The organism is Prevotella multiformis, assembly GCF_018127985.1.
GTDB classification, from domain to species: domain Bacteria; phylum Bacteroidota; class Bacteroidia; order Bacteroidales; family Bacteroidaceae; genus Prevotella; species Prevotella multiformis.
Map to the genome: position 1 here is coordinate 441343 of NZ_CP072358.1, position 22173 is coordinate 463515.

The window sequence follows — 22173 nt, forward strand, 5'->3', positions numbered from 1 at the left end:
AATCGAATACATCATGCTATCTGTAGAAGAACTTAACGACAGACTCATCGAACTCGCTTTCAGCGAAGACATCGGCGACGGCGACCATACGACGCTCTGCTGCATACCTGCGGACGCCATGGGCGAGAGCCGGCTGCTGATCAAGGAGGAAGGCATACTGGCCGGAGTAGAAATTGCAAAAAAGGTGTTCCATCACTTCGACCCGGAACTGCAGGTGGAGGTCTACATGGAAGACGGTTCGCACGTGAAGCCCGGCGATATTGCCCTGAGCGTGAAGGGGCGCGAACGCAGCCTGCTGCAGACGGAACGCCTCATGCTCAACATCATGCAGCGCATGAGCGGCATTGCCACCATGACGCACAGATACCAGCAGGCATTGATCGATGCCGGTACGAAGACGCGCGTCCTCGACACCCGCAAGACGACACCGGGCATGAGGATGCTGGAGAAGGAAGCCGTAAAAATCGGCGGCGGGATGAACCACCGTATCGGGCTCTTTGACATGATTCTCCTGAAAGACAACCACATCGACTTCTGCGGAGGCGTTCACAACGCCATCTCCCGGGCCAAGCAGTACTGCAAGGAACACGGCAAGGAGGGGCTCAAGATCGAGTGTGAGGTGCGGAACTTCAAGGAGCTGGAGGAGGCTCTGGCAGAGGGCTGCGACCGCATAATGTTCGACAACTTCACACCCGAGGACACACGCAAGGCGGTGGAGATGGTCGGCGGACGCTGCGAGACGGAGTCGAGCGGCGGCATCACCTTCGAGACGATGATCCCTTATGCGAAGGCCGGTGTCGACTTCATCTCCTTCGGTGCGCTTACCCACAGCGTCAAAGGACTTGACATGAGCCTGAAAGCCGCTGGCGGAGAACGATGAATCCAGTGTGTCCTGCCAACGGACAGGGACGGTGCGCAGGGCTCTGAACGGACAGGGGGAGTCTGTCGGGACATCGCCGCCCGGCAGACGGCTTCCGCACCTGCCGGTCATCGGTTTCCCGGCACGTCATGACGGCAGGAAGGATTCCGCCATCCCGCCTCCTGCCGATGTGCGGCTGTCCGCCACCTGCCGTGCGGGAAGCCGACACGCAGGGTGTCGTCCGTGAACACCGGACGTGCCGGGGACTCGCACGCTTTCCGTCTATCGACGGGGAAGGGAACAGCCTGCCGCACAAGATGCGCCGCACTGCCCGAGGCCGGCATCAGCCTCCGCGAACGGAAAGGTCAGCCGGCAGCTCCCCCACCCCTGACTTCCGGCCGTGCCTTCGGTGCTTCTCCCTCATCGGAAGGGGAAGCCGCAGAAAGTCCCTCCCCTTTGACGAAAACGACGACTCCCCCCACGACAAGAGCCAGTCCCGTGAGCAGCAGCGTGTTGCCCCGGAAACGGAGGACGACATGAAGGACAAACAGGAGAATCCCTGCGAGGAGAGCCGCAACGCCTAAGTGTTTGATATATTTCTTCATACGAATCTGCAAATATGCCGTTAGCAGACGCAAAAGTACGAAAAAGATTTGGTCAGTTGCACAAAAAGCCGTACTTTTGCACCGCATTTTGCGAAAGCAGGTGCAGTTTAGTCACATTTTATTTTTACAGACAGTATGAATCAATACGAAACCGTTTTCATTTTGACTCCCGTTTTGTCTGACGAACAGATGAAGGAAGCGGTCGCTAAATTCAGGAAACTGCTCACCGACAACGGTGCTGAGATCTTGAACGAGGAGGCCTGGGGTCTGAAGAAGTTGGCTTACAACATCCAGAAGAAGTCATCCGGCTTCTATGCGCTGCTGGAGTTCAACGCAGAACCATCAGTTATCGACACTCTCGAGACCGGCTTCCGCCGCGACGAGAAGGTCATTCGTTACATCACCGTTAAGCAGGACAAGTACTCTGCTGCCTATGCAGAGAAGCGTCGTGCCAAATGGGCAGCTAAAAAGGAGGCTTAACCATGGCAGAGCAGAAATCAGAAATCCGTTATTTGACCGCTCCTTCCATCGACACGAAGAAGAAGAAGTATTGCCGTTTCAAGAAGAGCGGCATCAAGTACATCGACTATAAGGACGGCGAGTTCCTCAAGAAGTTCCTCAACGAGCAGGGCAAGATCCTTCCCCGCCGCATCACCGGCACTTCCCTGAAGTATCAGCGCCGTGTGGCACAGGCCATCAAGCGTGCCCGTCAGATTGCGCTGCTTCCATACGTAACCGATTTGATGAAGTAAAAAGGAGGTCAATAGATGGAAATTATACTGAAAGAAGATATTATCGGTCTTGGATACAAGAACGATATTGTGAACGTAAAGAACGGCTACGGCCGCAACTACCTCATCCCGACAGGCAAAGGCGTCATCGCCTCTCCGTCTGCCAAGAAGCAGCTGGCCGAGAACCTGAAGCAGCAGGCTGCAAAGCTTGCAGCGCTCAAGGCAGAGGCAGAGAAGAAGGCAGCCCAGCTGGACGGCGTAGAGGTCGTCATCGAAGCGAAGGTCTCTGCGACCGGCGTCACCTACGGCTCTGTCAATGCAGCTGCCGTCGTGGAAGAGCTTGCCAAGCGCGGCATCGAGATCGACCGCAAGATCGTGACCATGCACGACATGAAGAAGGTGGGTACTTCCGAGGCTACCGTTCACTTCCACAGGGAAGTTGAAGTCAAGATCCCTGTAACGGTCGTTGCAGAGAACCAGCCGGAACCGGCAGCAGAGGAAGCCCCGGCCGAGCAGCCTGCAGAGGCTCCCGCAGCCGAGGAGGCACCGGCAGCCGAGGAGGAGACTCCGGCGGCCGAGTAATTCAACATGCGCATTTTCGCACTGTAAAGCAGTAATGTTAAATAAGAATCCCTTTCACTTTCGGGTGGAGGGGATTTTTCAGTCAGTTATGAAACGAATAGTACTTACCGGCGGACCCTGTGCCGGGAAAACGACAGCCCTCGTCAAGGTCATCGAGCACTTCTCAAGTCTCGGCTACAAGGTGTTCATCATTCCTGAGGTGCCGACGCTCTTCAGCCAGGCCGGCATGGACTACCTTACGGACAACCGCACCTTCTTCTACGAGGGTGAGAAGGCGACGCTGGAAACACAGCTCGACCTGGAAGACAGGTTCACACGCATGGCGGAGACAATCAAGACACCGACGATCATCGTCTGCGACCGCGGCACGATGGACATTTCGGCCTACATGAAGCCGGAGATGTGGGAGGAGATAACGGCCGCCGCCGGCACGTCGTCCGAACAGCTCCGTGCCCGTTACGATGCGGTCCTCCACCTCGTCAGCGCCGCCGACGGGGCCGAGCAGTTCTATACGACGGCCAACAACGCCGAGCGCACGGAGGGGCTGGAGCTTGCCCGCGAGCTGGACAAGAAGGTCATCCAGGCATGGTCGGAACATCCGCACCTGCGCGTCATCAACAACCACGAGAACTTCGACACGAAGATCAACCGTGTGCTCCAGGAAATCTCCAATGTGCTGGAGATTCCCCAGCAGGTCATCGAGGAACGCAAGTACATCGTACGCCTGACGGGCGAGATTCCGGATGCCATCGAGAGCGACATCATGCAGACCTACCTCACTTCGGAGCCGCGCAGCGAGGTGCGTCTCCGCCGCCGCACGCTGAACGGCGTCTCCATCAACGTCCGCACGACGAAGAAGACCCTCCCGAACAACGAGCAGGTGGTGACGGAACGGCAGATCGACAACAACCTCTACGAGTCGCTGATGCGGCAGGCCGACCCTTACCGCCTGTCCATCCACAAGGTGCGCAAGACCTTCATCTGGCGGGGACAGTTCTTCGAGCTTGACACCTACCTGTCGCCTGCCTCCGGTCTGCAGATTCTCGAGACGAAGGGCATCGTCGACCACGAGGATGTCAACTTCCCGCCGTTCCTCGAAGTGCTTGAGGACATAACGGGAAAGACCGAATATTACAATTACAACCTGGCTCTGAGGAAATAAGACACAAAGCCCCGGAAAGGGAAAGGCGGCTTTCAGCCCCACGGACAACAACGGAAAATGCCGTAACTCTTCGTATTGAGAGTTACGGCATTTGTCGTAGCAGGAAGGCAGGGGCTATTTCTTTCCAGAGGATCTGTCGGCCTTCTCCCAGTACTTCTTCCCCTTCTCCTTCAGTCTGGCCGTAAAAGCCATGGCGTCTGCAGCCGCCTGCGCCTCATCGGCAGGAGATGCGTATGCGTGATGGAAGCCCTTGACACGGTTCCATTCGCCGCGCGTGAAGTCGGGCACCTCGACAGGGATATTGCCGTTGTCCATGGAGATGGCACCCAGCTCGGCCAGGCAGCACCATTCGGCCAGGTCGTAGACATCGATGTCCAGCGGCAGGCCGTTCTGCAGACAGTAGACCAGCCGGGAATCCATGATGAAGTCCATTCCGCCGTGTCCGCCGACTTCCTTCGCCTCCTTCTCATACTTGGCAACCAGCGGACTTTCGTATTTCCGCACCAGTGCCTGTGCATCTGCCTTTGACAGATAGGAGTGTCCGGAGAGGTCGTCGGCCGACGGCGTGATGCCCGACTTCTTCAGCTCGTCGGCCGACAGCGCATAGCCTTCGACAGGATATTTGTTGGCGAAGCCCCGTGTGCCTGTCAGCTGGTACATACGGTTGTACGGCTGCGGGGTCATCACGTTATGATGGATTTCGATGACCTTGCCGTTCTCCGTGCTGATGAGCGTCGTCGTCTGGTCGCCGTTGCGGAATCCGTCACACTTCTCCCCGGTCATCTGCTCCACGTGCATCTTGCCGTTGACCGACTTCGTGTCCATGGCGACGAGCGTCTTCATGCGGTCGCCGCGGTGGATGTCCAGCACCTGTGCGACAGGTCCGAGGCCGTGTGTGGCATAGATGTCGCCGCGGAACTTCCGGTTGTAGTCCAGCCGCCAGCCCAGTCTGTCCTGCGCATCCTTCTTCCAGTAGGCATCCCAGAACGGCGTAAGGTCGTGGCGGTAAGCCCCCTGCACGTAAAGCACTTCGCCGAAGACACCCTTCTGCGCCATGTTCAGCGAGTTCAGCTCGAAGAAGTCGTAACAGCAGTTCTCCAGCATCATGCAGTGCAGGCGGGTCTTCTCGGACAGGTCGATCAGCTGCCAGATTTCCGACAGGTTCATCGCCGCCGGCACCTCGATGGCCACGTGCTTGCCGTGCGTCATCGCCTCCCGGGCGACAAGGAAGTGGTGCTTCCAGTCGGGGGCGATGTAGACGAGGTCGATGTCCTTGCGCCGGCAGAGTTCTTTATATCCGTCCTCACCGGAGTAGATGTCGGCGGCAGGCATGCTTGCCTTGCGGAGAATGTCCTGGCATTTCTCGGCTCTGCCGCGTTCGTGGTCGCAGAGGGCCATCACCTGGATGCCGGGGATGTGCATCCAGCGTTCCACCGCACTGGGCCCGCGCATGCCCAGTCCTACGAATGCGACGCGTACGACCTTCAGCTTCGGAGCGGCAAGATTCAGGGCACTCGCCTGTCCTTCAGGGCGTTCCGGCACCTCCGTGACGGCCTTTCCGTCGGTGATCTTGTACCACCAGTTGAATTGAGCCGATACGTTAGAAGGTAAAAGCAAGCTGCCAATCAGACACAGGGCAGCCCATGATTTTCTGATACTCATTATTGTTTGTTACTGTTTTTAGTTACTTGTTACGGCCGTTCCTGACCATGAAAGCCATGTTCTGAAAACGCCACATCGGACGGCCGCTGACAGGAATCCTTCCAATGTTTTGTGCCTTCTGTGCTCTTGTACGGCATCTTCCGCCTCTCTTTCCGTCGGACAGCCGCCATGCTCTACCAAGAGGAACAGCAGCGCCTGTCCGCCTGAAAGGCAGAAAACCATCAAAGGGAATTTCCAGAGACCGCCTGAAGCCTGTCGGGCCGGAGGCAAAGTTACTAAAATAATCTGAACAGACGGCATTCACCGTTTCCTTTTTCCAAAAAAGTATTTCGTGTACATCCAACCTGTCAAACCCGTCCAAGTCCCTCGGATTCCGCCCCTTTTCCCGGTCCTCCCGTCAAGTGCGTGGATGCTTGTCGCATAGCTTTAACGGAAGAGTCGGAGTTCATTGAAAAAACATAGTCAGGGCCGTCTTGCCTGTCTGTTCTATCATCATCCTCCGATACAAAAGCCTTTTTTATTTTAATATGCTGAAAATACAGATAAGGTTTTGAAAAACCATTACATAATTTCAAACGGATCAGCTGCAAATACAAAGAAACACACGAAAAAGCGAGTTCGTAACCAGTAGCAAATCAACCGGTTACAAAGCCGTTCAAAAGAGGTGCCTGATTGGACTTCAAAAGGGCGTTGGTAAGACGCTGAAAGGGCACCTGCTGCAAGTCAATCAGGCATCTTTCAAGAGCCAGAAGGGCATGTGTTGCTTTGCACTGCATGAAAACAGTTTACAAATACCGATAATGTGGGAATAAGTCGTCTGTAGAAGACGGAAAGACGGACTGATGGACAGGCATCGCATCAATCAGCCTTTTCCGCATCTTATCTTTCCGTCTAACCTCCTTTGCAAGGGCATCTGATTCCGGACGGTCATACCCTGCCTGTGCACAGGCCTTTATTTCCAATCTATACATTGAACGGAAGAACCAAGAAAAGTGTGCTGTGTACGCCCGGCCCGTCAAGCCGCACACAAGACCGCTGCCCCTCCATTTTCCGTCCAGCCGGACGGCAAGCCATACACGACCGGTCGGGATGCCGTCCCGGCCTTTGTCTTCGGCTGTATCGTCATGACTTGCAAAAGAATTTCCGGAAACAGGGGCAGTAATTGAAAAAAATGCCGTAAGTTTGCACCTGTTATATTCACAGCATGATACAGAAACTCTTCATCACGATATTCCTGGGCATGGGACTGACCGCCGCCGCCCAAGTCCACCATCCCGCATCTGCCCATAAGGATGTACAGCCGGCGGCAGCGTGCGAGCAGGCGTACACCGACTCCATCCACGCTCTAAAGGACAGCCTGTTTTCCCGGAAGCCGCAGGGAAGAAGACCGGACAGTACGCTGCAGCGGAATGCCATGCAGCTGTTCATGCCCCTGACCTATTACGGCAGCGTGACGGAAGGGCTGTTTACACGTGACCGGAAAGACAATCCATTCCTCGCAGAACTGATGCACCTCTATCTGTCGCGTCCCGACCTTGTCACCGGAACCGACCGCAAGATACGGATGCAGCAGGGGAGACTCGACGAGATAGAGACCCCGATCCGCCACGACGTGAAACTGGTGGAGAAGGTGACGGGACAGCCTGCCGAACCGCAGACCGCCCCGGTGGAGATCATGGTGCTGCGCCCTAACTTCTGGACGTTCCAGGGCGACTATGCCCTGCAGTTCCTGCAGAACTACGTGACAGGCAACTGGTACAAAGGGGGCGAAAGCAACTATTCGGCTCTGGCGTCGCTGGTCATGCAGGCCAATTACAACAACAAGCAGAAGGTGAAGTGGGAGAACCGGCTCGAACTGAAATACGGCATGCAGAGCAGCCGATCGGACTCGCTGCACAACTTCAAGAGCACGGAAGACCTGATACGCCTCACGTCGAAACTGGGCCTGCAGGCAACGAAACGCTGGTATTACACGGTGCAGTTCATCGGCAACACACAGTTCTCCCGTTCCTACCGCTCGAACGACCCGAAGGTGTATGCCGCCTTCCTCTCGCCGCTGAACCTGAACCTCTCCCTCGGTATGGACTATGCCGTCGACTGGCTGGATCACCGCCTGAAAGGCAACTTCCATCTGGCCCCGTTGGCCTATAACATGAAGTACGCCCGTATGCTCGAGCTTTCTGACCGGCTGGGAATCGATGAAGGACGGCATTTCCTGCACGACTTCGGTTCAGAGTTCACCGTCGACCTGGAATGGCGGCTGCTGGAGCAGCTGTCATGGAAGACACGCCTCTACGGCTATTCCACCTACAAACGTTCGGAACTGGAATGGGAAAACACCTTTACATTCCAGTTCAACCGCTATATCTCGAGCCGCATCTTCATTTATCCACGCTTCGACGACGGTGTGGGACGTGACGACCATCATGCCTACTGGCAGCTGAAAGAATTTGCCTCGATAGGATTCCAGTACAGCTTCTGAACGCCTGCATAAAGGCTTCTGGCATCGCCGCCGTCAACGGAAAGGCAATTTTCAAGGTCGCTCATTAGCTTTTTCCGAATTTTATAACTACCTTTGCCATGTGGCAGTCTGTACAGACCCGGACAGGGGGAAGCACGCTGCCACACATGAAGACAAGCCATAACAGAAGCATACCGAATGAAAGAATTCATCATATCTGATGTCAAGGCAGAGACCGCCGTCCTCGTCGGTCTGATTACCAAGGAGCAGGACGAAGCCAAGACAAAGGAATACCTTGACGAACTGGAGTTCCTGGCCGATACGGCCGGGGCCGTCACCGTGAAACGCTTTACACAGCGTCTGAACGGCCCGAGCGCCGTCACCTATGTCGGCAAGGGAAAACTCGAAGAGATAAAAGAATACATCCAACAGAAAGAAGACGAGGATGATCCGGTCGGCATGGTCATCTTCGACGACGAACTTTCTGCCAAGCAGATGCGCAACATCGAACACGAACTCAGTGTGAAGATACTGGACCGCACCTCGCTCATCCTCGACATCTTTGCCATGCGCGCCCAGACGGCCAACGCCAAAACACAGGTGGAACTGGCGCAGTACCGCTATATGCTCCCCCGCCTGCAGCGTCTGTGGACGCACCTGGAACGACAGGGCGGCGGCTCGGGATCGGGTGGCGGAAAGGGATCGGTAGGACTGCGCGGACCGGGCGAGACCCAGCTGGAGATGGACCGCCGCATCATCCTGCAGCGTATGTCGCTTCTGAAACAGCGGCTGGCCGAAATAGACAGACAGAAGAACACGCAGCGCAAGAACCGCGGACGGCTGATCCGTGTCGCCCTGGTGGGCTATACGAACGTAGGCAAGTCGACGACGATGAACCTGCTGGCGAAGAGCGAGGTCTTTGCCGAAAACAAACTCTTCGCCACACTGGACACGACCGTACGCAAGGTGGTCGTGGAAAACCTCCCTTTCCTGCTGGCAGACACCGTGGGATTTATCCGCAAGCTGCCGACCGATCTGGTCGATTCGTTCAAGTCGACACTCGACGAGGTACGGGAAGCCGACCTGCTGCTGCACATCGTAGACATTTCCCATCCTGACTTTGAAGAACAGATACAGGTCGTCAACAAGACACTGGCCGACCTCGGCTGTGCCGACAAGCCGTCGATGATCGTCTTCAACAAGATTGACAACTATCACTGGGTGGAAAAGGAAGAAGACGACCTCACGCCTGCTACGAAAGAAAACATCACGCTGGACGAACTGAAACGGACGTGGATGGCAAAGGAGCACGACAACTGCCTGTTCATATCCGCCAAGAAAAAGGAGAATATCGACGAGTTCAGGGAGGTGCTCTACAAGAAAGTGCGCGAGCTGCACGTCCAGAAATATCCCTACAACGATTTCCTCTATAACATAGAGGAGTAGAAACGACGGGACAGCTCATTCCCTATGCTCACCCATCTGTCAGGACAATTAAAGAAAAGAAGTATGCAATACCGTTCCCTTACCTTTGAAGAGATAGAGACACTGGAGAAGAACAGCTGCTGGGCTGAAGACTGGAACCGGGTGGAGGTTTCCGAAGACGGATTCCAGGCGAAGTTCTTCCACCGGGTCATGTTCTACGGCGACATCCGGCTGGGCTGCTGCCAGAAGAATGTCGAGATTACCAAGGACTTCTTCAAGCATTCCGGCATCAACGACGCCACCCTGCGCAATGTGACCGTGGGCAATGACTGCCTGATAGAAAAGGTGGGGAACTATATCAACAACTACACCATCGGCGACGACTGCCTCATCTCCAACATCTCCGTCATGGAGACGACGGAAGGAGCGAGCTACGGTGAGGGCAACCTGATCTCGGTACTGAACGAGGTGGGCGACGGCAACGTGATTCTCTTCCACGACCTCAACAGCCAGTTCGCCGCCTTCATGGTGAAACACTTCAACGACAAAGACCTCAAGAACGCCATCCGCCGGCTGGTGTCGGAGGAAATTGCCCGCACCAATCCCGAGCGCGGGACAATCGGCAACAACGTGAAGATCGTCAACACAAAGGAGATCACGAACACCGTCATACAGGACGACTGCGAGATTTCCGGGGCCAGCCGGCTGAGCGACTGCACCATCCTGAGCTCCGAGAACGCCAGCGTCTACATCGGGACGGGCGTCATCTGCGAGAACTCCATCATCTCTGACGGGTCGAGCATCGTGAACAGCGTGAAGATGCAGGACTGCTTCGTGGGCGAAGCCTGTCAGATAGCCAACGGCTTCACGGCATCACAGAGCGTGTTCTTCGCCAATTCGTTCATGGCGAACGGGGAAGCCTGCGCGGCCTTCTGCGGTCCGTTCTGCGCCTCCCATCACAAGAGTTCGCTGCTTATCGGCGGTATGTTCTCTTTCTACAATGCAGGATCGGGGACCAATTTCTCCAACCACGCTTACAAGATGGGGCCGATGCACTGGGGCATACTGGAGCGCGGCACGAAGACGGCAAGCGGAAGCTATCTGCTCATGCCGGCGACCATCGGTACGTTCTCCGTGTGCTTCGGCAAGCTGATGCACCATCCCAACACCACCGCGCTGCCCTTCTCCTACCTCATCGCCGAGGCCGACAAGATGTTCCTCGTGCCGGGCAGGAACATCACCACCGTCGGTCTTTACCGTGACATACGGAAGTGGCCGAAGAGGGATATGCGCCCGCAGCAGTCGCAGAAGAGCATCGTCAACTTCGACTGGCTGTCGCCTTTCTCCGTCGGCGAGATTCTCCGGGGAAAGAAGATACTTGAGAATCTGCGGCAGGCAAGCGGCGACAACGTCTCGTCGTACAACTACCACGAGTACGTCATCAACGCCAGCAGCCTGCGCAAGGGCATCAAATACTACGACATCGCACTGCGCATCTACATGGGAGCCGTGCTCAAGCGGGCACACAAGTGGGGCTTCTTCGGCAAGCCGGAGACCGAAACAGGCACCGGAAGATGGGACGACCTGTCAGGGCTTCTGCTCCCCGTATCGGAGGAGCAGCGGCTGATCGACGACATCAAGAACGGCAGCCTGGAGACGATTCAGGAGGTGATCGACCGCTTCTGCGAGATCAACGACAACTACCGGGTTTACCAGTGGGCGTGGACCTACCGCCTGATTCTGGAGTACTACGGCATCACGGAGATCACCGATGAAGATGATGCACGCATCAAAAACGACTACATCGAGGCACGAAGAGCCTGGATCGCGGAGATCAGGAAGGATGCAGAGAAGGAATACGAGATGGGCGACGTGGACCGGGAAGTCTTCGAGTCGTTCGTCAACAGCCTCGACCACGAGATCGACTTTGAGAACTGACAAATCACCTTTATATATTGTATAAAACAACTGACTTATGAAAAAACATTACATTCACCCCACCCTCCTGAAGGGACTTCTCCTGGGAGCCGTGCTCCTGCTGGCCGCCCTGACCGCACAGGCACAGCGTTACAGCTATGAAAGCGTACCGGGCGACCCGATGCAGACACGTATCTATACCCTAAAGAACGGCCTGAAGATCTATCTGTCTGTCAACAAAGAGAAACCACGCATACAGACGTACATCGCCGTACGGACCGGTTCACGCAACGACCCGAAGGAGACTACGGGTCTGGCACACTACCTCGAGCATCTTATGTTCAAGGGCACGACACACTTCGGCACGTCGGATGCCGAGGCGGAGCGTCCCTACCTTGATTCCATCGAGGCACGCTTCGAGCAGTACCGGCGCATCACCGACCCCAAGGCGCGCAAGCAGTGGTATCACCAGATCGACTCCATCTCCCAGCTGGCAGCCCGCTACAACATCCCCAACGAATACGACAAGATGATGACGGCCATCGGAAGCGAGGGCACGAACGCCTATACCAGCAACGATGTCACCTGTTATGTGGAGAACATCCCGTCCAACGAAATAGACACATGGGCGAAGGTACAGGGCGACCGCTTCCAGAACATGGTCATCCGCGGCTTCCACACCGAACTGGAGGCCGTGTACGAGGAGTACAACATCAGCCTCTCCAGCGACTGGCGCAAGATGTATGCGGCTCTGTTTGCCAAGCTCTTCCCCATGCACCCCTACGGAACACAGACGACCCTCGGGCGGGGAGAACACCTGAAGAACCCTTCCATCGTCAACATCAAGAACTATTTCCACAAGTACTACGTCCCCAACAACATTGCCATCTGCATGTCGGGCGACCTCGATCCCGACGAGACAGTAGCCGTCATCGACAAGTATTTCGGCAACTGGAAACCCAGCGCACACATCGATGTGCCGCAGTATGCCGCCCAGCCGGCCATCACCGCACCCATCGACACGACGGTCATCGGAAAGGAAGCCCCGATGTTCTTCATGGGATGGCGCGCCGAGGCTGCAAACTCCCAGCAGATCGACACGCTCGAGGTAATCGCACAGCTGCTGTCCAACGGACGGGCGGGTCTCTTCGACCTGGACCTCAGCCAGAAGATGAAAGTACAGAACATCGGAGCGGGCGTGACCGACATGACCGACTATTCCGTCTTCTACCTCTACGGACAGTCAAAGGCGGGGCAGACCCTGCCGGAGGTACGCAGCCTCGCACTGGCCGAGATAGAGAAACTGAAGAAAGGACAGTTCTCAGACGACCTGCTGCCCTCCATCATCAACAACTACAAACGCTACTATTACACACAGCTCGACAACAACCAGTTCCGCGCCAACCAGTTCGTGGACGCTTTCATCAACCACAAGGACTGGAAGCGGGAAGTGGAGAAGATCGGACGTATCTCGAAGCTGACCAAGGCGGACGTGGTAAGCTATGCCAGGAAATTCTTCGGCAACGGATTTGCCTGCGTCTACAAGGAACAGGGCAACGACACGACAATCAAAAAGGTGGAAAAGCCTTCCATCACACCTATCCCTACCAACAACGACAAGCACAGTGCGTTCCTGGAAGAAATCGTGAACACGAAGACAACACCTATCCAGCCGCAGTTCGTCGACTACAAGCATGATCTGACCAAGGCCGTGACGAAAAAGGGACTGCCCGTGCTCTACAAGCAGGACACGACGAACGACCTCTTCACGCTGTGTTTCGTCCTTCCATTCGGTGACGAGCATGATCCGAAACTCAACTATGCCGCCGGCTATCTCGACTATTTAGGGACGGACAAGCTGACCAACGAACAGATCAAGCAGCAGTTCTACAAGCTGGCATGCGACTACAGCATCAGCGAAAGGAACGAACGTACGTACATCACGCTGAACGGTCTGAACTCCAACCTGCCGCAGGCACTCGCCCTGCTGAACGACCTGATCGGCAATGCCAAGGCGGACAGGCAGGCATACGACCTCTATGTAGAACAGATACTGAAATCCCGCAGCGACAACAAGGCCAACCAGCAGGCCAACTTCTCCGCACTCAGGAATTATGCGACCTACGGAACCTACAACCCGACACGCAACATCCTCAGCGAACAGGCCTTGAAGGCGATGAACCCACAGGAGCTGCTTACGATGCTGAACAGTCTGAAGAACTACAAAATGACAGTTCTCTACTACGGGCCGTCAAGCCTGAAAGACATCGACCAGCTTGTCACGAAGACCGTCCGGTCGCCGAAGACATTCGCTACAGTCCCTGCACAGAAACGCTACGTGGAACAGACGACACCAAAGAACGAGGTCGTCATCGCACCTTACGATGCCAAGAACATCTACATGGTACAGCTCCACAACGAGAATCAGGAATGGTCGGCCGACCGCGCCCCCGTCATCGCACTCTTCAACGAGTACTTCGGCGGCAGCATGAACGCCATCGTCTTCCAGGAGCTGCGCGAAGCACGCGGACTGGCCTATTCGGCCTTTGCACGGTATGACGAGCCTTACCGGCTGGGCGACAAGGAGAGCTTCTACACCTACATCATCACGCAGAACGACAAGATGATGGACTGTGTACACGAGTTCGACAAGCTACTCAACGATATGCCGGTGCGGCAGGCCGGTTTCGACCTTGCCAAGCAGAGTCTGATGAAGAGCCTGGCCTCCGCACGTACAACGAAATACAGCATCCTTACGTCTTATCTCGCAGCACAGCGGCTGGGTCTCGACTGCTCGCTGAACGAGAAGATCTACAAGGCTCTGCCGGCTCTGCAGCTGAAGGACATCATCGACTTCGAGAAGACGTACATTGCCGACAAACCTTACAAGTACATCATCCTCGGCGACGAGAAGGAGCTGGACATGAAGGCGTTGGAAAAAATTGCTCCGATCAAGCGGGTAACGACAGAGGAAATCTTCGGATATTGAGGAATCCCACCCTCTTGACCGCTCAGAAGACACACATCTATCCCCTCCCGGCAGGGAGGGGGTATCTGGCGAAAACATACAAAAACATCATATAACAAACAGATAACCCCGAGCGGAGCTGTATCAGAGAAGCCGACGGTACTTTGACACATCCTCTGACGGGCAAACAAAACATTATGGCTGAATTCAAATACGCCCCAATGTTCCAATTGGGCAAGGATGACACCGAATACCGGCTGGTATCAAAGGAAGGTATCAGCACCGGTGAGTTTGAAGGTAAAGAGATTCTCAAGGTCAGCAAAGAGGCACTCACCCTGCTGGCACAGGAGGCTTTCCACGACTGCGAGTTCATGCTCCGCCGTGCGCACAACGAGCAGGTCGCAAAAATCCTGAACGACCCGGAGGCATCAGAGAACGACAAGTACGTCGCCCTGCAGTTCCTCCGCAATGCCGAGACGGCCGTGAAGGGCATACTGCCTTTCTGCCAGGACACGGGTACCGCCATCATCCACGGTGAGAAAGGGCAGCAGGTATGGACCGGATTCGAGGATGAGGAGGCACTCTCAAGGGGCGTGTTCAACACCTTCACCGAGGAGAACCTCCGCTACTCGCAGAATGCTCCGCTCAATATGTACGACGAAGTGAACACCAAGTGCAACCTTCCGGCACAGATCGACATCGAGGCTGTCGAGGGTGAGGAGTACCGCTTCGTCATGGTTGCCAAGGGCGGCGGTTCCGCCAACAAGACCTACTTCTACCCCATGACCAAAGCCACCATCCAGAACGAGGGCACGCTCATTCCGTTCCTCGTAGAGAAGATGAAGAGCCTCGGAACGGCAGCCTGTCCTCCTTACCACATCTGCTTCGTCATCGGCGGTACTTCCGCAGAGAAGAACCTCCTCACCGTAAAGCTCGGCAGCATCAAGTATTACGACAGCCTTCCCACTACGGGCGACGAGACAGGCCGCGCCTTCCGCGACACCGCCCTGGAAGCCAAGCTGCTCGTTGAGGCGCATAAGATCGGGCTCGGCGCACAGTTCGGCGGCAAGTATCTTGCCCACGACATCCGTGTCATCCGCCTGCCCCGCCACGGTGCCAGCTGTCCTATCGGCATGGGTGTCAGCTGCTCTGCCGACCGCAACATCAAGGCGAAGATCAACAAAGAGGGTATCTGGCTCGAGAAGATGGACACCAACCCGGGCGAACTGATTCCGGAGGAATACCGCAAGCCGGGCGAAGGAAGCAAGGGGATCGAGATCGACCTCGACAAAGGCATCGATGCCGTCCGGACTGAACTGACGAAATACCCTGTCTCGACACGTGTCAATCTTAAGGGGACGATCATCGTCGCCCGCGACATTGCCCACGCCAAGCTCAAGGCACGGCTGGATGCCGGCGAGGACCTGCCACAGTACTTCAAGGATCATCCCATTCTCTATGCCGGACCGGCCAAGACGCCGAAAGGCTACCCATGCGGTTCTATGGGGCCGACCACGGCCAACCGCATGGATCCGTATGTCGACGAGTTCCAGGACCACGGCGGCTCGCTCGTCATGATTGCCAAGGGCAACCGCACGCAGACTGTTACAGATGCCTGCAAGAAACACGGCGGCTTCTATCTCGGCACCATCGGCGGTGTCGCAGCCGTACTGTCACAGAGCAGCATCAAGAGCATTGAGTGCGTGGAATACCCCGAACTGGGCATGGAAGCCATCTGGAAGATTACCGTGGAGGACTTCCCGGCATTCATCCTCGTAGACGACAAGGGGCACGACTTCTTCAAGGAACTGAAGCCGTGGACGGCCTGCAGCTGCGGAAAATAGACCGCTCTCTCTGCTGACGGCAGGGTACAGGAAAGCGGCATGAAGACATCGCCCGAGGCGTGTCTCATGCCGCTTTTCCATTTCCGTCCCTCCACTGAACAAGGATCTCTTTCCGCTTGAAAAGCAGAGAAAAAGGTTCTCCCGTTAAATGCTTGAATGCTTTTGTATAGCTTTCACAGAAAAACCGAAGCAATCCATTCAACAAAAACATGGCCAGGACCGCCGACTGCTTATCCTGTTATCCTCCTCCAATACAAAAGCCTTTTCATTCTAATATGTTGAAAAAACAGATAGGATTTTGAAAAGTCATTACATAATTTCAGATACATCATCTGCAAATATTAAAAATACGCGTAAAAAGCCGATTTGTAACCGGCAGTCTATCAAATGGTTATCAAGTCGTTCTTAAAAGGTGCTTGATTGGACTTCAAAAGGGCGTTGGTAACACGCTAAGAAAGCACCAGTTGCAAGTCAATCAGGCATCTTTTAGAATCTAAAAGAGCATGTGTCAGCTTTGAACTGCGTAAAAATATTTACAAACACCGATGATAGGAAAATAAGTTGTTTGTAGAAAACGGAAAGACAGGCTGATGGGCAGGCATCGTATCAATTCCCCTTTTTTGCATTTTATCCTGTAGTTTATCCTCCTTTGTAAGACCATCCGTTTTTGGAGAGTCATACCAAGCAAGTGCACAAGCCCTTTATTCTATTCCCATCTATCCATTTAACGGAAGAACCTCCAAATAAAAAGTAGTTCTTAGAGTCTGCCGGTAAAAGAGAAGACCTGGATATCTCGTTGACAACCGGAACCAAGATACACACAGCGATCCGTCCTTGCCCGAGAGGACAGCCCCCCTGTCGTGGCAAAGGAAAAGAGCCCGCAACGCCTTTCACCCTGCCGTCTTTGCAGAAGTAGGCAGAGCAGGCAGCAGAATCCCTGTATAGATCGTGCCGAATCCTTCCTTGAGAATACGGGCGGAGAAGAAATCGTCGGACTTGTCGTAGGTACAGATGCCCGACTGGAAGATGTGGGAGGCAGGTACGCCCAGTTCCTCCAGCTGGAGCTGATTGCACAGCGGCAGGTCAATATGCCATTTTCCGTGCCTCTTCGCGATTCGGCTCATGGGAAAGCCGGCAGCAGAGAAGGCATCGTAAACTTCCTGCCCCACCTCGAAGTTCCGTTCGGAAATACAGGGGCCGATGACGGCTTTCAGGTCGGAAGGCTTCGTTCCATAGTGCTCCTCCATCCGACGCACTGTACACTGCACGATGCGTTTCACCGTGCCGCGCCAGCCGGCATGAGCCGCCCCGACAGCCTGACGGACAGGGTCGTAGAAGAGGACCGGAACACAGTCCGCCGTATGGACACCGATACAGACCTCCCGGCAATCGGTCACGACGGCATCCTTCCCCTCTTCCTGTTCTGTCTGCTCTGCGGCAGGAAGATGGAGAAAACCGTCCGTCACGACCAGACAAGCGGTCTCGTGTATCTGATGCAGACGGATCATCCGGTCTGGCTCGACACCGATTTCCGCCGCGACCGACTGCAGATTCCGGGCGACGGCCGCCGGATCGTCACCGCGGTACGGATTGATGTTCAGCGTGGCAAGCCGTCCGCTGCTGACCCCGCCGTGTCGTGTCGTGCTGAATGCCACGACCCCATCGGCCACATCGTAATAATGCAGGACAGGCTTAGTCATCCGTATATTCAAAGTCGTCAAGGTCATCTACCTCGTCCAGTTCGTCCACACCCACTTCCTCTACTTCATCCACATCGGCATCCTCAGCCTCCAGCTCAGCGGCAAACCTCGTCATGTCCTTGTCACGGTGGACAAGCGTATCTTCTGATGTGATCTCCTGCAGCTTGTTGCTTTCCGCATTCAGTTCCTTCCAGAGCCTGTCCTTCAGCTCGTCTATACCCTGTCCGGTGACCGCCGAGATGAAGACGACGGGAAGATCCGTAGGCAAGGTCTCGTGCAGCAGTTCAATGAGTTCCTCGTCCAGCAGGTCGCATTTCGTGACGGCCAGGACACGGTGCTTGTCGAGCATCTCAGGGTTGAACTGCTTCAATTCATTGAGCAGGATCTCATACTCCTTCCTGATGTCGTCCGTATCGCCCGGCACCATGAAGAGCAGAAGGGAGTTGCGCTCGATATGGCGGAGGAACCGCAATCCGAGCCCCTTCCCCTCGCTTGCCCCCTCGATGATTCCCGGAATATCCGCCATCACGAAACTCTGGCTGTCACGATAGCTGACGATGCCCAGCGACGGTTCCATGGTGGTAAACGGATAGTTGGCGATCTTCGGCCGGGCACTTGAGAGCGAGGACAGCAGCGTGGACTTCCCTGCATTCGGGAAGCCGACGAGGCCGACATCGGCCAGCAGCTTCAGCTCAAGGATAATGGTCATCTCCTGCATCGGCTCACCCGGCTGTGCATAGCGCGGCGCCTGGTTGGTCGCCGTACGGAACTGGAAGTTGCCCAGTCCGCCGCGCCCGCCTTTCAGCAGCAGCACCGTCTGTCCGTCGTGCATGACATCGCAGACATACTTGCCCGTCTCGGCATCGTAGACCACCGTCCCGCAGGGAACATCGATATAGACATCCTTGCCGTCCGTCCCGTGGCACTTGTCCCGGCCGCCGTTGCCGCCATGCTCGGCATAGACATGACGCTGGTACTTCAGATGGAGCAGTGTCCAGTAGTTGTGGTTGCCGCGCAGGTAGACGCTTCCGCCCTTGCCGCCGTCGCCGCCGTCAGGTCCGCCGTTGGGGTTATACTTCACATGGCGGAGGTGCATCGAGCCTCGTCCGCCCTTGCCGGAGCGGCAGTAAATCTTCACATAGTCTACAAAATTAGAATCAGCCATAGCAAGTGCTGCGTATTTAGGGAATGGAATGAATAATCGTTTATATCAATATGGAGGACTTCTGTCTACGTGGGCTTATATTACACAAAAGCTGATAGATCTCAGGAGGAAGACGATACCGTCAGGTATTCGTCCATTCCCGACACCTATCAGCTGAAGCCATTACAGTGAGTCAATAACAGACTCTATTCTGCTGAAGATCTCGTCAATCGTACCTAAGCCCTCTACATGATGATGAATACCCTCACTTTTATACCAATCTATCAATGGAGAAGTCTGTGTGTGGTAAACATTGAGCCGCTTCTTGATGGTCTCCTCGTTATCATCAGAACGGCCGCTCTGCTGCCCGCGGAGGATCAGACGGTTCATCAGCTCGTCCTCGGGAACGAAGAGTTCGATCATGGCAGCCACGTTATGACCGCGATCAGCCAGCATCCTCTTCAGTGCTTCAGCCTGCGGGATGGTACGCGGGAACCCGTCGAAGATGACCCCCTTGTGCTCCCTGCCGAAGCTGTCGTAAACGCCGGCAAGAATATCGACCATCAGCTCATCCGGAATGAGCTGGCCATTGTCGATGTATCCCTTGGCGGTCTTTCCCAGTTCCGTCCCGTTCTTGATCTCGTTGCGGAGCACATCCCCGGTGGAGATATGTCCCAGCCCGTACTTCTCAATCAGCTTGTCGCTCTGGGTACCTTTTCCTGCACCCGGCGCACCGAAAATTACAATATTCTTCATTATTCTTTCACTAAAGTATAAATGTCTCTCAGATTGCGGCCTTCCTGATCATAGTCGAGCCCATAGCCCACGATAAAGTCGTTCGGAATCTCAAACGCCGCATACTCGATGTCTAGAGGGACGGTCAGCTTGCCCGGCTTCAGCAGCAGGGTGCAGATGTGCAGCCCCGCCGGTTCCCGTGTACCGAGCGTCTCGAGCATCCGTTTCATCGTGGCGCCCGTGTCAACGATGTCCTCAACGATGATGACTTCCCTGCCCCGGATGTCCTCATTCAGGCCTATCACTTCCTTGATCGCACCGGTGGAGGTTGTCCCCTGGTAAGAAGCCAGCTTGACAAACGAGATTTCACACGGAATGGTTATGTTCTTCATCAGGTCGGCAGCATACATGAACGAGCCGTTCAGCACCGCAAGAAAGAGCGGGGTCTTCCCCTCGAAATCCTTGTTTATGCGGTCTGCTATCCGCTTTACTCTCTCCAGTATCTCGGCTTCAGGAAGGGAAGTCTCAAACGTTTTGTCCTTGATTGTTACTCGACTCATGTCTCTTAAATCTATAATTTAGCGCAAAATTACGAAAATAATACCAAACTATCCCATACGATTAGCATTAATTTTGTAAATTTGCCATCGTTATGAAGATATTCACAAGTGCCCAGATTCACGAACTGGACAGATACACCATAGAGCACGAACCCATCAAATCCATCGATCTGATGGAACGTGCGGCAAAGGCCATCACCCGGGCCATCACCGAGGAATGGGCGATGCATACGCCTGTCGTGGTTTTCGCCGGTCCCGGCAACAACGGTGGTGACGCCCTCGCCGTGGCACGCCTGCTGATCAACGAAGGCTACAGGGTCAGGACTTTCCTCTTCAATATCACCAACCACCTGTCCGACGACTGCGTGACGAACCGCCAGCGGCTGCGTGACGGCAGACACGCCAAGGACTTCACGGAAGTCACTTCCAAATTCGACCCGCCCGAACTGACCGCCGACACGCTCGTCATCGACGGGCTCTTCGGCTCGGGGCTCAACAAGCCGCTGGCAGGGGGCTTCGCCTCTCTGGTGAAATACATCAACCAGAGCCCGGCCAAGGTCGTCAGCATTGATGTCCCGTCCGGCCTGATGACCGAGGACAACACCTATAACGTACGGGCCAACATCATCCATGCCTCGCTCACACTGACCCTCCACGAGAAGAAACTGGCCTTCTTCTTCAACGATGCCCAGCAGTTCATAGGCCGGCTGAAGGTCCTGGACATCCGGCTGAGCCAGGAGTATGTACAGAAAGCGGAGGCACAGTATTACGTACTGGAAGAGAACGACATCCGCTCGCGGCTGCTCCACCGTGACGACTTCTCGCACAAAGGCAGCATGGGGAATGCACTCATCGTAGCCGGCAGCTATGGCATGGCCGGAGCCGCCATCCTCGCCACCCGTGCCTGCCTGCGGAGCGGTGTGGGAAAGGTGACGGCACTTACGCCGAAGAAGAACTATGACATCATGCAGATCTCGGTCCCTGAAGCGGTCCTGCACATGGACCACGAAGAAACGGCCTTTACAGAGGCTGTCGACACCGACGACTTCGATGCACTGGGCATCGGGCCGGGGCTGGGCAGGCAGGAGCCGACGGCGATTGCGATGATTGCACAGATCCGCCGGGCACAGTGTCCCATCGTGGCTGATGCGGATGCCCTGAACATCCTTGCCAGCCACCGGGCATGGATGCAGCAGCTGCCCAAGGGAATCATCATGACACCCCATCCGAAGGAGCTCGACCGGCTGACGGGTTCGCCGGCCAACGCCGATTTCGAGCGGCTTCACCGTACCCGTGAGCTTGCGAAGTCGCTGCAGGCTTATATCCTGCTGAAAGGGCACAACAGCGCACTCTGCCTGCCCAACGGAGACGTCGTCTTCAATCCGACAGGCAACAGCGGCATGGCGACAGCCGGCAGCGGAGACGTGCTGACAGGAATCATCACCGCCCTGCTCGCACGTGGCTATAACCAGCAGAATGCCTGCATCGTGGGCATGTACCTCCACGGACTGGCCGGCGACCTGGCAGTGAAGACCCTCGGCAAAGAGAGCCTTACGGCGGGCGACATCATCGACTACCTTCCACAGGCGTTCAGGCTCGTCGATGACTGACCCGTCCGGGCAGGACGGCCGGAGGAGCACATACCCGATACCGTTCCCGCACCTCCAGACGGATGCAGACAGGGAGCAGAACGGAACAGCAGGGCAATGTCCATGTCCGGTTCCGACGGATCATGACAAGACACCGCACACAGGCAGGGAATTTTCCTGAAAGCATACAGATCTGTTCAAGATACAACAGACACTCAAAGCACACAGG

17 protein-coding genes are annotated in these 22173 nt (G+C 55.6%); 11 read left to right on the top strand and 6 right to left on the bottom strand.

Annotated features, from left to right (window positions below; all coding sequences use genetic code 11):
- The first annotated feature begins 13 nt into the window (after nucleotides 1-13).
- The gene (gene nadC / locus J4864_RS08150; RefSeq protein ID WP_211815255.1) at nucleotides 14-880 is read left to right on the top strand and encodes a carboxylating nicotinate-nucleotide diphosphorylase; all 867 of its coding nucleotides are present in this window, start codon (nucleotides 14-16) and stop codon (nucleotides 878-880) included.
- 344 nt (nucleotides 881-1224) lie between these two features.
- On the opposite strand, the gene J4864_RS08155 is transcribed toward nadC, so the two are convergent.
- A complete protein-coding gene (locus J4864_RS08155) occupies nucleotides 1225-1464 on the bottom strand; it encodes a hypothetical protein (RefSeq protein WP_211815256.1) in 240 nt (79 codons plus the stop codon).
- 135 nt (nucleotides 1465-1599) lie between these two features.
- Here J4864_RS08155 and rpsF point away from each other — a divergent pair, with 135 nt between their 5' ends.
- The 4 genes from rpsF (at nucleotide 1600) to J4864_RS08175 (ending at nucleotide 3939) form a co-directional block, all read left to right on the top strand.
- Nucleotides 1600-1944, top strand: coding sequence for a 30S ribosomal protein S6 (gene rpsF / locus J4864_RS08160; RefSeq protein ID WP_007366757.1), 345 nt, complete (start codon nucleotides 1600-1602; stop codon nucleotides 1942-1944).
- A gap of 2 nt (nucleotides 1945-1946) precedes the next feature.
- Nucleotides 1947-2216, top strand: a complete 270-nt coding sequence (gene rpsR, locus J4864_RS08165; RefSeq protein ID WP_007366758.1) for a 30S ribosomal protein S18 — start codon at nucleotides 1947-1949, stop codon at nucleotides 2214-2216.
- A 15-nt stretch (nucleotides 2217-2231) separates the two neighbouring features.
- A complete protein-coding gene (gene rplI / locus J4864_RS08170; protein WP_211815257.1) occupies nucleotides 2232-2777 on the top strand; it encodes a 50S ribosomal protein L9 in 546 nt (181 codons plus the stop codon).
- Between the two features lie 88 nt (nucleotides 2778-2865).
- On the top strand, nucleotides 2866-3939 hold the full coding sequence (locus J4864_RS08175) for an AAA family ATPase (protein WP_211815258.1): 1074 nt from the start codon (nucleotides 2866-2868) through the stop codon (nucleotides 3937-3939).
- 114 nt (nucleotides 3940-4053) lie between these two features.
- Here the strand turns inward: J4864_RS08175 and J4864_RS08180 are convergent, their stop codons facing one another.
- Nucleotides 4054-5601 carry a Gfo/Idh/MocA family protein gene (locus tag J4864_RS08180; RefSeq protein WP_211815259.1) on the bottom strand — a complete coding sequence of 516 codons (1548 nt, stop codon included), beginning with the start codon at nucleotides 5599-5601 and terminating at the stop codon, nucleotides 4054-4056.
- A 1204-nt stretch (nucleotides 5602-6805) separates the two neighbouring features.
- Here J4864_RS08180 and J4864_RS08185 point away from each other — a divergent pair.
- The 5 genes from J4864_RS08185 to J4864_RS08205 all read left to right on the top strand — a co-directional run bounded on the left by J4864_RS08185 (nucleotide 6806) and on the right by J4864_RS08205 (nucleotide 16216).
- Nucleotides 6806-8083, top strand: a complete 1278-nt coding sequence (locus tag J4864_RS08185) for a DUF3078 domain-containing protein (protein WP_211815260.1) — start codon at nucleotides 6806-6808, stop codon at nucleotides 8081-8083.
- 177 nt (nucleotides 8084-8260) lie between these two features.
- Nucleotides 8261-9508 carry a GTPase HflX gene (gene hflX, locus J4864_RS08190; protein ID WP_211815261.1) on the top strand — a complete coding sequence of 416 codons (1248 nt, stop codon included), beginning with the start codon at nucleotides 8261-8263 and terminating at the stop codon, nucleotides 9506-9508.
- 63 nt (nucleotides 9509-9571) lie between these two features.
- Nucleotides 9572-11425: a DUF4954 family protein gene (locus J4864_RS08195; RefSeq protein ID WP_211815262.1), complete on the top strand. Its 1854-nt coding sequence runs from the start codon at nucleotides 9572-9574 to the stop codon at nucleotides 11423-11425.
- 37 nt (nucleotides 11426-11462) lie between these two features.
- Nucleotides 11463-14393 (top strand): M16 family metallopeptidase, encoded by a 2931-nt coding sequence (locus J4864_RS08200; RefSeq protein ID WP_211815263.1) that lies wholly within the window; start codon nucleotides 11463-11465, stop codon nucleotides 14391-14393.
- 176 nt (nucleotides 14394-14569) lie between these two features.
- Nucleotides 14570-16216 (top strand): fumarate hydratase, encoded by a 1647-nt coding sequence (locus tag J4864_RS08205; protein WP_211815264.1) that lies wholly within the window; start codon nucleotides 14570-14572, stop codon nucleotides 16214-16216.
- Nucleotides 16217-17106: 890 nt separating this feature from the next.
- Here J4864_RS08205 and pgeF read toward each other — a convergent pair.
- The 4 genes from pgeF to hpt form a co-directional block, all read right to left on the bottom strand.
- Entirely contained in the window at nucleotides 17107-17916 is an 810-nt protein-coding gene (pgeF, locus tag J4864_RS08210; RefSeq protein ID WP_211815265.1) for a peptidoglycan editing factor PgeF, read from the bottom strand.
- Complete coding sequence (gene obgE, locus J4864_RS08215; protein ID WP_211815266.1) at nucleotides 17909-19081, bottom strand: GTPase ObgE; 1173 nt, start codon at nucleotides 19079-19081, stop codon at nucleotides 17909-17911. Before obgE ends, pgeF begins: the two co-directional genes overlap by 8 nt.
- Before the next feature lie 162 nt (nucleotides 19082-19243).
- Nucleotides 19244-19816 carry an adenylate kinase gene (locus J4864_RS08220; protein WP_211815267.1) on the bottom strand — a complete coding sequence of 191 codons (573 nt, stop codon included), beginning with the start codon at nucleotides 19814-19816 and terminating at the stop codon, nucleotides 19244-19246.
- A complete protein-coding gene (hpt, locus tag J4864_RS08225; RefSeq protein WP_007366781.1) occupies nucleotides 19816-20355 on the bottom strand; it encodes a hypoxanthine phosphoribosyltransferase in 540 nt (179 codons plus the stop codon). The genes J4864_RS08220 and hpt overlap by 1 nt, the downstream gene beginning before the upstream one ends.
- A 92-nt stretch (nucleotides 20356-20447) precedes the next feature.
- On the opposite strand from hpt, the gene J4864_RS08230 reads away from it, so the two are divergent.
- Nucleotides 20448-21965, top strand: a complete 1518-nt coding sequence (locus J4864_RS08230) for an NAD(P)H-hydrate dehydratase (protein ID WP_211815268.1) — start codon at nucleotides 20448-20450, stop codon at nucleotides 21963-21965.
- Nucleotides 21966-22173 lie beyond the last annotated feature (208 nt).

Excerpts from the sequence above, each read along its gene's own strand:
- nadC (WP_211815255.1), top strand. The coding sequence starts at position 14 with ATGCTATCTGTAGAAGAACTTAACGACAGACTCATCGAACTCGCTTTC.
- J4864_RS08155 (WP_211815256.1), bottom strand. The coding sequence starts at position 1,464 with ATGAAGAAATATATCAAACACTTAGGCGTTGCGGCTCTCCTCGCAGGG.
- rpsF (WP_007366757.1), top strand. The coding sequence starts at position 1,600 with ATGAATCAATACGAAACCGTTTTCATTTTGACTCCCGTTTTGTCTGAC.
- rpsR (WP_007366758.1), top strand. The coding sequence starts at position 1,947 with ATGGCAGAGCAGAAATCAGAAATCCGTTATTTGACCGCTCCTTCCATC.
- rplI (WP_211815257.1), top strand. The coding sequence starts at position 2,232 with ATGGAAATTATACTGAAAGAAGATATTATCGGTCTTGGATACAAGAAC.
- J4864_RS08175 (WP_211815258.1), top strand. The coding sequence starts at position 2,866 with ATGAAACGAATAGTACTTACCGGCGGACCCTGTGCCGGGAAAACGACA.
- J4864_RS08180 (WP_211815259.1), bottom strand. The coding sequence starts at position 5,601 with ATGAGTATCAGAAAATCATGGGCTGCCCTGTGTCTGATTGGCAGCTTG.
- J4864_RS08185 (WP_211815260.1), top strand. The coding sequence starts at position 6,806 with ATGATACAGAAACTCTTCATCACGATATTCCTGGGCATGGGACTGACC.
- hflX (WP_211815261.1), top strand. The coding sequence starts at position 8,261 with ATGAAAGAATTCATCATATCTGATGTCAAGGCAGAGACCGCCGTCCTC.
- J4864_RS08195 (WP_211815262.1), top strand. The coding sequence starts at position 9,572 with ATGCAATACCGTTCCCTTACCTTTGAAGAGATAGAGACACTGGAGAAG.
- J4864_RS08200 (WP_211815263.1), top strand. The coding sequence starts at position 11,463 with ATGAAAAAACATTACATTCACCCCACCCTCCTGAAGGGACTTCTCCTG.
- J4864_RS08205 (WP_211815264.1), top strand. The coding sequence starts at position 14,570 with ATGGCTGAATTCAAATACGCCCCAATGTTCCAATTGGGCAAGGATGAC.
- pgeF (WP_211815265.1), bottom strand. The coding sequence starts at position 17,916 with ATGACTAAGCCTGTCCTGCATTATTACGATGTGGCCGATGGGGTCGTG.
- obgE (WP_211815266.1), bottom strand. The coding sequence starts at position 19,081 with ATGGCTGATTCTAATTTTGTAGACTATGTGAAGATTTACTGCCGCTCC.
- J4864_RS08220 (WP_211815267.1), bottom strand. The coding sequence starts at position 19,816 with ATGAAGAATATTGTAATTTTCGGTGCGCCGGGTGCAGGAAAAGGTACC.
- hpt (WP_007366781.1), bottom strand. The coding sequence starts at position 20,355 with ATGAGTCGAGTAACAATCAAGGACAAAACGTTTGAGACTTCCCTTCCT.
- J4864_RS08230 (WP_211815268.1), top strand. The coding sequence starts at position 20,448 with ATGAAGATATTCACAAGTGCCCAGATTCACGAACTGGACAGATACACC.